Below are 9,406 nucleotides of genomic sequence, written 5' to 3'. Positions count from 1 at the left end.
CCGCCGGCGCGACCGGGTGCGGCTCCTGTCCCCCTTTGACCACCTCGTCGCCCACCGCCCCCGCCTCGAGGAACTCTTCGGGGTGCGGTACCGCATCGGCATCTACACCCCGGCACCGAAGCGGGAGTTCGGGTACTACGACCTCCTCGTCCTCATCGGGGACGACATCGTGGGACGCATCGACCTGAGGGCGGAACGGGCGGCGGGGGAACTCCTCGTGCGCGGGTTCTGGTTGGAGCCCGAGCGGTCCGGCGCCCCCGTGCGAACCGCGCGCGCCGTCCTCCCCGAGCTGCGCCGGGTGGCCTCCTGGCAGGGACTGGGGACGGTCTGCGTCGAGGAGGGCGCTCCGGGGCAGGGGGCGCGCGCCCTCGTGCGGGCCCTGGGCTCCCAGGGCTGAGGGACCCGGCGCCCGCGGTCGGACCCCGGTACGCGCCTAGGATGCCCACATGCACAGCGGGAGGACGACCGAGGGGGGACCCGACGCCACCGGCCCGGGTCCGGTCGACCCGGGGGAGTCAGCGTCCCCCGTCCCCGCCCCTCCGCCCCCGGGTGCCCTCGCGCCGGGGTCCGAGGTGCGCGTGGACGTGTGGCTGTGGGCGACCCGGCAGACCAGGTCACGCTCCCAGGCGACCTCCGCGGCGCGTGCCGGCCACGTGCGGGTCAACGGGGACACCGCCAAGGCCTCGCAGAAGGTCCGCGTCGGCGACGAGGTCCGCCTGCGCGTCGAGGGGTTCGACCGCGTGCTGGAGGTCCGTGCCCTCCTGGTCAAGCGGGTCGGTGCAGCAGTGGCCAGGCAGTGCTACCTGGACCACTCCCCGGAGGTCCCGCGCCCGGTGGGCGGCTTCGCCGTCCGGGACCGCGGTGCGGGAAGGCCCTCGAAGCGGGAACGCCGCGAGCTCGACCGCCTCCGCGGGCGCGACTCCCGCGAGCACGGCTGAGCGCAGACGGTTGGGCGCACACGGCTCCCCCGTCCGGGGATGTCGGTGTGCGTCCGGGAACGGCGGGGTCGACGCCCGGCTGGGACCGCCTGCGGTCCCCGGCGGGGGAGCCGCCGACGCCGGACCTCAGTCGAGGTGCCCGTGCGCAGCAGCCACCGCCGCTGACCAGGACCCGAAGTGCTGCCGGACCGTGGCCGGTGCCGGGACTGACTCCCCGGCGCCGCGCCGCTCCCGCGCCCAGTCGGTGTACCCGGCGAACGAGGTCGACCCACCCGCCGCCTCCGCCTCGTGGAGGAACCTGGCGACGGCCCCGGTGAACTCCCCGGCGGTGAAGCGCGTCCCCCCGCGCTCCCGCCCCCTCGCGGAGGTCGCCACACCCAGGGAGACGAGGGCGTCGTTCCAGCGGCCACCACCCAGTCGCACGGCAACCGTCCGCGAGGTGGGTGGCCACACCACCGCACCCGTCGCGGTCCCCCGCTCCCACCCGGCGAGGAGGTCCCGTCGCGCGCGTTCGAACCCGGCCGCCGAGATCGTGCCCGCACTGCCCGCCCCGCGGGCCCACGCCCTGGTGGCCACGACCAGTTCCGCCACCCGTCGGCGTCCGTCCGCACCGAGCCCGTTCCCCACCAGCGCTGGCTCCAGGAGCTCCGTGAGATCGGCGAGGGCGCCCTCGTCACGCGCACCCCTGTCGGCGGGAGGGGGCGCGGGCACGTCCCGGACGGAACCCAGCACGCACCAGAAGCCGGCCTCCACCAGGTCCCGGGAGAAGGCGGAGCCGCGTGGACGCGGCGGCGTGGGCGGTTCCATGGCGCCAGTCTAGGGGCGGGAAGCGGCGCCACCTGTGACGTCGTGCTCAACCCCGGATCGTGGGAGGGCGGCGGATCACCAGCCGATCTAGCATGTACCCGTCCTGACGGCGCCCGCGACCGGAGAACCGGCACCGGACCCGTGTCCCGCTCCCGGAGGACGCCCATGCCCCGCACAGGGCACTCGAGCGCCCACCCGGCCCCACCCGAACGGACGATCTGTGCTCTTCAGACTTGCCTGGACCTACCTGAGGACCCGCCTCGGCGAGGTCCTCGCCACCGTCGCGCTGCAGACGCTGGCGACGATCGCGGCCCTGTACCTCCCCGACCTCAACGCCCGCATCATCGACGAGGGCGTCGCCATGGGCGACACGACCTTCATCTGGCACATGGGCGGCGTGATGATGGCCGTCACCCTCGCCCAGGCGATCGCCACGGGCTTCGCCGTCTTCCTCGGTTCGCGCATCTCCATGGGGCTGGGTGCCTGGCTGCGTCACCGCATCTTCACCCATGCCCAGGAGTTCTCCGCCCAGGACGTGCACACCTTCGGTGCGCCCTCCCTCATCACCCGCTCGACCAACGACGTCCAGCAGGTCCAGATGGTCACCCTCATGACCTTCGTGATCATGATCCAGGCCCCGATCATGGGGGTCGGCGGCGTCGTCATGGCGCTGCGCCAGGACGTGTCCCTGTCCCGGCTGCTGCTGGTCCTCGTCCCGGTCCTGGCCGTCGTGGTCGGCCTGATCATGATGAGGCTCTCCCCGCTCTTCTCCGTCCAGCAGACGCGCATCGACCACATGAACACCGTCCTGCGCGAGGAGCTCACCGGCATCCGCGTCATCCGCGCCTTCGTCCGCCAGCGCTTCGTGCGCCAGCGCTACGCGGACGCGAACCGGGACCTGCGTGCGGTCGCCCTGAAGATCGGCACGCTCTTCGCCCTGATGTTCCCGGCGGTCACCGTCGTGATCTCCCTGTCGACGGTGGCGGTGCTCTGGTTCGGTGGGCACCTCATCGACTCCGGTGACATGCAGATCGGCGCGCTCTTCGCCTTCATCAACTACCTGGGTCTGATCTTCCAGGGCGTCATGATGGCCGCGATGATGTTCATCATGGTGCCCCGCGCCAATGTCTCCGCCGGGCGCATCCACGAGGTCCTCGACCACGCGCCCTCCGTCGCCGGGGCCACCTCGGTGCACCCCGCACCCGAGGGACGCTGGAGCTTCGCACTGCGCGACGTGACGCTCCGCTACCCCGGGGCCGAGGAACCGGTGCTCTCCGGCATCGACCTCACCCTCACCCCGGGCACGACCACCGCCATCATCGGCGCGACGGCCTCCGGCAAGACGACCCTCGTCAACCTCCTGCCCCGACTGATGGACCCGACCTCGGGCCGCATCGAGGCCTCGGGCGTGCCCATCGACCAGCTCGACCTGGCCGAGCTGCGCAAGCGCATCGCCATGGTCCCCCAGCACGCCTACCTCTTCTCCGGCACCATCGCGGAGACCGTCTCGGGCGTCCCCTCCCCCGACGCCTCCCAGCGTGAGCGCGTCGAGTGGGCGCTGAGGGGCGCCCAGGCCACGGAGTTCGTGGCCCGCATGGACGACGGCATCGACTCCCGCGTCGAGCCGGGCGGGTCGAACTTCTCCGGAGGACAGCGCCAGCGGCTCTCGATCGCCCGCGCGCTCTACCGCTCCGCCGACCTCTACGTCTTCGACGACTCCTTCTCCGCCCTCGACTACGCCACCGACGCCCGGCTGCGCCTGGCGCTGCCCGACTACGTGGACGGGGCGGCAGTGCTCATCGTCGCCCAGCGCGTGGCCACGATCCGCTACGCCGAGGTCATCATCGTGCTCGAGGACGGACAGGTCGTCGGCCGGGGCACGCACGGCGAGCTCATGGAGTCCTGCGCGACCTACCGCGAGATCGTCGCGTCCCAGATGAGCGAGGAGGAGGCAGCATGAGCCACGGACCCGGACCACGCGGCGGCAGGGGTGTCGCCCCCGGACAGCGCTCCGAGAACTTCGGGCCGAACCTGCGCCGGCTCATCGGGGAACTGCGACCGGACTGGCTGCTCCTGGTCCTCGCCCTCGTCGCCTCCGCGGCCGGGGTGGTCGCCTCCGTGGCCGCCCCCCGCGTGCTCGGGCACGGCACGGACCTGATCTTCAACGGGGTCGTCGGGCAGATGATCGCCAAGGCCCCCTCGAAGGAGGCTGCCGTGGCGGCCCTGCGCCAGCAGGGCAATGACAAGCTCGCCACGATGCTCCAGGGCATGGACGTCACCCCCGGCGAGGGCATCGACTTCACCCAGCTCGCCCACGTGCTGCTGGTCGTCGTGGCCATCTACATCGCGGCTGCGGTCCTCATGTACGTCTCCGGCCTGTTCCTGCGGGTCGTCGTGCAGAACACCGGGTACCGCATGCGCACCCAGGTCCAGGACAAGATCGAGCGGCTCCCCCTGAGCTACCTCGACCGCAACAGCCGTGGCGACCTGATGTCACGCGTCTCCAATGACGTGGACAACGCCACCCAGGTCATGAACCAGACGCTGTCGCAGTTCTTCCAGTCGATCCTCACCATCATCGGGATCCTCGCGATGATGCTCGTGATGTCCTGGAAGCTCACGCTGGTGGCGATGGTTGTCGTGCCGGTCGGGGCGTTCCTGGCGGTCCAGCTGATGAAGCGCGCCCAGCCGCAGTTCCGCGAGCAGTGGAAGGCCACGGGCGAGGTCTCCGGTGTCGTCGAGGAGGCCATGACCGGTCACGAGGTCGTCGCCCTGTACGGCCTCGAGGACCGCTTCACCACCGAGTTCAACGAGTCCAACACCGCGCTGTACCACTCCTCCTTCAAGGCGCAGTTCATCTCCAACCTGGTGATGCCCCTGATGGGCATGGTCTCCAACGCCTCATACGTCATCGTCGCCGTCGGCGGCGGGATCATGGTGGCCGGTGGGTCCATGTCGCTGGGCCAGGTCCAGGCGTTCATCCAGTACTCGCGCCAGTTCACCCAGCCCCTGGGCCAGCTCGCCTCCATGGCGAACTCCCTGCAGTCGGGTGTGGCCTCGGCCGAGCGGATCTTCGACTTCCTCGACGCGGAGGAGATGGAACCCGACCCGGGTGCCACCACCTTCGCCGCCGCGCGCGGGCAGGCGGAGTCCGCCGAGGAGGAGGTCGTCCACGGGCACATCGTCTTCGACCACGTGAGGTTCGGCTACGTCCCCGGCACCGAGGTCATCAAGGACCTCTCCCTGGACGTCAGGCCCGGGCAGATGGTCGCCATCATCGGTCCCACCGGTGCGGGCAAGACCACCCTGGTCAACCTGCTCATGCGCTTCTACGAGCTCGACTCCGGGTCGATCAGCATCGACGGGGTGGACATCCGCGACCTCCACAAGGACACGCTGCGCTCCCACACCGGGATGGTCCTCCAGGACACGTGGCTGTTCGAGGGGACCATCGGGGACAACATCGCCTTCGGGCGCGAGGGTGCCTCCCACGAGGAGGTCGTCGAGGCCGCCAGGGCCACCGCCTCGGACAGGTTGATCCGTCAGCTCCCCCACGGGTACGACACCCCCATCAGCGACGAGGGCGACACGGTCTCCACGGGCGAACGCCAGCTGCTGACGATCGCCCGCGCCTTCATCGCCCACCCGGACCTGTTGATCCTGGACGAGGCGACGAGCTCGGTCGACACCCGCACCGAGGTCCTCGTGCAGAAGGCGATGGACCGGCTGCGCCAGGGCCGCACGGCCTTCGTCATCGCCCACCGGCTGTCCACCATCCGCGACGCGGACCTCATCATGGTGATGGAGGAGGGCGACGTCGTCGAGACCGGCCGGCACGAGGAGCTGCTCGCCCGTGGCGGGGCGTATGCGCGTCTCTACCGGGCCCAGTTCGCCGGTCCCGACGGCGAGGAGACGGACATCGAGGACCCCGGCCCCTGGCAGGACCACGAACCCGGGACCGCGGACGACGCCGATCCGGAGGACACCCCGGAACACTGAGGGCCCCCGTGGGCCGCTCGGCCGCTCGGCCGCTCGGCCGCTCGGCCGCTCGGCCGGTGGGCTGGTGGGCCGCTCGGCCCGGTCGGGGTCCCACCGGGTCAGGCAGTCCGCGCTCGGGACGGCAGGTTCCCACACTGCCGGTGTCAGAACTTGCCGGCTCGTCGACCGCCAGAACCAGCACATCTGCATCAGTGCAGGTCACAGCCCCGCCCCCACACGCTCTCGCTCGCACAGGCCGACGAAACGGCAAGTTCCCGCAGTGCCGGTGTCCAAACTTGCCGTCTCGTCACACATCCTTCCCACACCTCCACACATTTCCGCAGGTCACAGGACCGGGCCACTCACCGGCTCCACCAGCACGCCCACGAGACGGCAAGTTCCGACACCACCCGTGTCCAAACTCGCCGTCTCGTCACCGAACCGTCACCGGAGTCCCGCGACACGACATCCCGGCCAACGGGGCGTGACCACAGGGCAGCGTGATCGGGTCACTCCCTCGGCCCAGGGCGCGGCCGTGGGACTCCACGGGACCACGCCACCTCCCGGGGCGGCCTCCCACCGGATGGACCTAGGCTGGGAACACCCGCACGGAAGGCTCCCCATGTCCGAGACACCCGAGATCCCACTCCCCGACGTCCCCTTGGTCACCCTGGCCAACGGCGTCTCGGTCCCCCAGCTGGGGTTCGGCACGTACAAGGTCACCGAGGACGTCGTCGACGTGGTCCTCAGCGCGCTGCGCCTGGGCTACCGCCACATCGACACCGCGCAGATGTACCACAACGAGGCCGAGGTCGGCGAGGCTTGGACCTCCTCGGGCCTCGACCGTGACGAGGTCTTCCTGACGTCCAAGCTGGACAACCCCAACCACGAACCCGACGTGGCGCGAGAGTCCTTCGCCCGCACCCTGCGCGACCTGCGCACCGACCACGTCGACCTCTTCCTCATCCACTGGCCGCTGCCCATGCACTACGGCGGCGACTTCGTCACGACCTGGAAGGTGCTGGAGGAGTTCCTCGGGGACGGCCGTGCCCGCGCGATCGGGGTCTCGAACTTCGAACCGCACCACCTGGAACCGATCCTCGAGCACGCCGACGTGGTCCCCATGGTCAACCAGGTGGAGTCCCATCCGTTCCTCCCCAACCGCGCCGTGCACGACTTCGACGCCGAGCACGGCATCGTGACGGAGGCCTGGTCGCCCTTGGCCAGGGGTCGCGCTCCGAGGGACCCCGTGCTCGTCGGCATCGGCGAGGAGGTCGGGGCGACGGCCTCCCAGGTCGCCCTGGCCTGGGCGGTGCAACGCGGCGACGTCATCTTCCCCAAGTCGGTGACTCCTGCGCGTCAGCAGGAGAACCTCGGCGTCCTCGACGTCCGGCTCACGCCGGCCCAGGTCGCCCGCGTCGACGCCCTGGACGAGGGCGAGGCCGGCCGCACCGGGAGCCATCCAGACACCCTGGACCGCCTGTGACCCGGTCCCTCCGGTGCGCACTGCCCGGGACAGGTCCGACATGAAGTCCCTGCGCCGACTGCTCCTCGCCCTGGTCGTGCTCGCCCTCGTCGCCGTGGTCGCCGACCGCGCCACCGACCTGTTCCTGGAGCGCGGGATCGAGGACTCCCTGTCCACGGTGCCGGGAGTGGTGACCCAGGACGACACCACGCAGGGCTCGGGGACCGCGGACGGTGGTCCCTCGGTGGAGGTCGAGGACATCCCGGTCCTCACCTCCCTGGTGTCCGGCGAGTTGGACTCCCTGCGTGTGGACCTGCCCGCCTACGACGTCGACACCGGGCAGGGCACCCTGCGCATCGACGACATCGAGGCCCACCTCCGCGGGGTGTCCACCTCGGTGCCGCACCTGACCCGGGACCTCACGGCCACGGCCACCATCAGCGCCGACTCGCTGGCCTCTGCCGCGAGCGCGGCCGGGATCCCCGGCACCCTCACCACCGGGGAGGAGGGGGTGACGCTCAGCGTGGAGGTCCTGGGACAGCCAGCTGCGGTGACGCTGGGGATCAGCCCTGACGAGGGCGGCCGCACGCTCGTCCTCACCCCCAGATCGGCCACCCTGGGAGGACTCGAGGTCTCCCTCGACATCGTGGCCCCCGTGCTCGGCGAGTTGCCGACCATTCCGCTGGACGGTCTGCCGGAGGGCGTGCGGGTCGTGCGGATCGACAGCGACCCGGGTGGACTGTCGGCGCGTCTGACAGGCCAGGACGTGGCCTTCCGGTAGCGCCGCCCAGTCCGGACGGCTCCGGGGACGACGATGAGGGGCGCCGGGAGATCCCGGCGCCCCTCATCACGCAAGCCGTGGGTTCATGCCCCGACGCGCGTCACTGCCCCATGTCCTCGTCCTCGTGGACGACCGGCATCTGCCGACCTCAGGCGTTCACGGGCTCGCGAGCGGTCTCGGTGGACTCGCCCTCGATGGTCGCACCGTCGGACTGGTCCACGGACACCGAGATCTTGCGAGGCTTGGCCGCCTCGGCCACGGGGATCGTCAGCGTCAGCACACCGTCGCGGTAGGAGGCCTTGATGCCGTCCAGTGCCACCCCGTTGCCCAGCGTCAGCTGGCGGGCGAAGGTCCCAGTGGGACGCTCGTGCGACAGCCACTGGACGTTCTCGCCCACATGGGCGGAGCGCTCGGCGCTGATGGTCAGGGTGTGCTCCTCCACGTCGATGTCGATCGACTTCGGGTCGACACCGGGGAGGTCGACGGCGGCGACGAACTCGTCGCCGTCACGGTAGAGGTCCAGCGGCATCCCCGGCGTGGCGGGAACCTGGCGCAGGACGGAGTTGAACACGCGATCGACGTCGCGGAACGGATCATAACGAGTAGCCATGGCGATCACCTCCGGTTGTTCCGGCCCGGACCCTCCGGACCGGATCGCCTGCCCTTCTCGGGCTTCAACACTGTCAGTGTCGCGCGGTCGCCCGCTCCCCGCAACCCACATTGAGCCTGTTTCACTCAAGGCTGAACATTGAGCCACCAAGACTCATGTATGGAGGGCGCGGGGCGGGAACCACACCCCGTGCCCGCACGCGCCGACACGCAGTCCCCTGCCCCGAGTGCCCCACTCCCACGCCGGCCCCGCCACCGTGCGCGACGGGCCCCGGGAGTGGTGAGACAGGGCTGCGACCCCTCGTGCCGCGCGATACCCTCGGCCCCATGTCCGGAACCACTGACCTCGACCAGACCCTCGCGTCCCTCGACGCGACACCACAGGGCACCTACGTGTTCGCCACCGTTTCGTCCGTGCCGGAGGGCCTGGAACCCTTCGCCGTCGTCGAGGAGGACGAGGGCACGACCGTCATCGTCAGGGAGCAGCAGGCACGTGACCTCGGCCTTCCCCTGGACCAGGTGTTCGCCCGGATCACGCTGGGGGTGCAGTCCCCGCTGGACTCCATCGGCCTGACCGCGACCATCGCGCAGACCCTCGCGAGCAGGTCCATCCCCTGCAACGTGGTGGCGGGCTACTTCCACGACCACCTCTTCGTCCCCGCTGACCGCGCCTCGGAGGCGTGGTCCCTCCTCGACAACCTCGCCCGCCAGGCGAAGGGCTGGCTCCCCGAGGGCTGAGCGGCGCCGCCCCGCGGCCGGGTCGGCGCAGCCGCCGGCCAGGACGGGGTACCCACCGGCCAGGACAGGCCGTCCGCCCGGAGGACTCCA

At 71.0% G+C, this 9,406-nt stretch carries 9 protein-coding genes; 7 read left to right on the top strand and 2 right to left on the bottom strand.

Going from position 1 to position 9,406, the window contains the following annotated elements; genetic code table 11:
• Together TA90_RS08595 and TA90_RS08590 are read left to right on the top strand one after the other, a co-directional pair.
• Positions 1–397: DNA glycosylase AlkZ-like family protein (locus TA90_RS08595; protein WP_187120120.1), on the top strand; the 397-nt coding region annotated here is incomplete at its 5' end.
• Positions 398–446: 49 nt separating this feature from the next.
• Entirely contained in the window at positions 447–938 is a 492-nt protein-coding gene (locus TA90_RS08590) for an RNA-binding S4 domain-containing protein (RefSeq protein ID WP_082031583.1), read from the top strand.
• A 126-nt stretch (positions 939–1,064) separates the two neighbouring features.
• Here TA90_RS08590 and TA90_RS08585 read toward each other — a convergent pair whose 3' ends face one another.
• On the bottom strand, positions 1,065–1,745 hold the full coding sequence (locus TA90_RS08585) for a hypothetical protein (protein ID WP_043535792.1): 681 nt from the start codon (positions 1,743–1,745) through the stop codon (positions 1,065–1,067).
• A gap of 220 nt (positions 1,746–1,965) precedes the next feature.
• Here TA90_RS08585 and TA90_RS08580 point away from each other — a divergent pair, with 220 nt between their 5' ends.
• The 4 genes from TA90_RS08580 to TA90_RS08565 all read left to right on the top strand — a co-directional run bounded on the left by TA90_RS08580 (position 1,966) and on the right by TA90_RS08565 (position 7,969).
• A complete protein-coding gene (locus tag TA90_RS08580; protein ID WP_043535791.1) occupies positions 1,966–3,705 on the top strand; it encodes an ABC transporter ATP-binding protein in 1,740 nt (579 codons plus the stop codon).
• Entirely contained in the window at positions 3,702–5,744 is a 2,043-nt protein-coding gene (locus tag TA90_RS08575) for an ABC transporter ATP-binding protein (protein WP_074015363.1), read from the top strand. Before TA90_RS08580 ends, TA90_RS08575 begins: the two co-directional genes overlap by 4 nt.
• Positions 5,745–6,345: 601 nt before the next feature.
• The gene (locus TA90_RS08570; protein WP_043535790.1) at positions 6,346–7,209 is read left to right on the top strand and encodes an aldo/keto reductase; all 864 of its coding nucleotides are present in this window, start codon (positions 6,346–6,348) and stop codon (positions 7,207–7,209) included.
• A 40-nt stretch (positions 7,210–7,249) separates the two neighbouring features.
• Positions 7,250–7,969: an LmeA family phospholipid-binding protein gene (locus tag TA90_RS08565; protein ID WP_043535789.1), complete on the top strand. Its 720-nt coding sequence runs from the start codon at positions 7,250–7,252 to the stop codon at positions 7,967–7,969.
• A 148-nt stretch (positions 7,970–8,117) separates the two neighbouring features.
• Here the strand turns inward: TA90_RS08565 and TA90_RS08560 are convergent, their stop codons facing one another.
• On the bottom strand, positions 8,118–8,579 hold the full coding sequence (locus tag TA90_RS08560; protein WP_043535788.1) for an Hsp20/alpha crystallin family protein: 462 nt from the start codon (positions 8,577–8,579) through the stop codon (positions 8,118–8,120).
• A 326-nt stretch (positions 8,580–8,905) separates the two neighbouring features.
• Between TA90_RS08560 and TA90_RS08555 the strand changes: the two genes are divergently transcribed.
• Complete coding sequence (locus tag TA90_RS08555; protein WP_043535794.1) at positions 8,906–9,316, top strand: ACT domain-containing protein; 411 nt, start codon at positions 8,906–8,908, stop codon at positions 9,314–9,316.
• Positions 9,317–9,406: the final 90 nt, after the last annotated feature.

The organism is Actinomyces polynesiensis (genome assembly GCF_000820725.1).
Taxonomy (GTDB): Bacteria; Actinomycetota; Actinomycetes; order Actinomycetales; family Actinomycetaceae; genus Pauljensenia; species Pauljensenia polynesiensis.
Note: the sequence above shows the minus strand (reverse complement) of the source record. Positions and strands in the feature narration are given on the sequence as shown.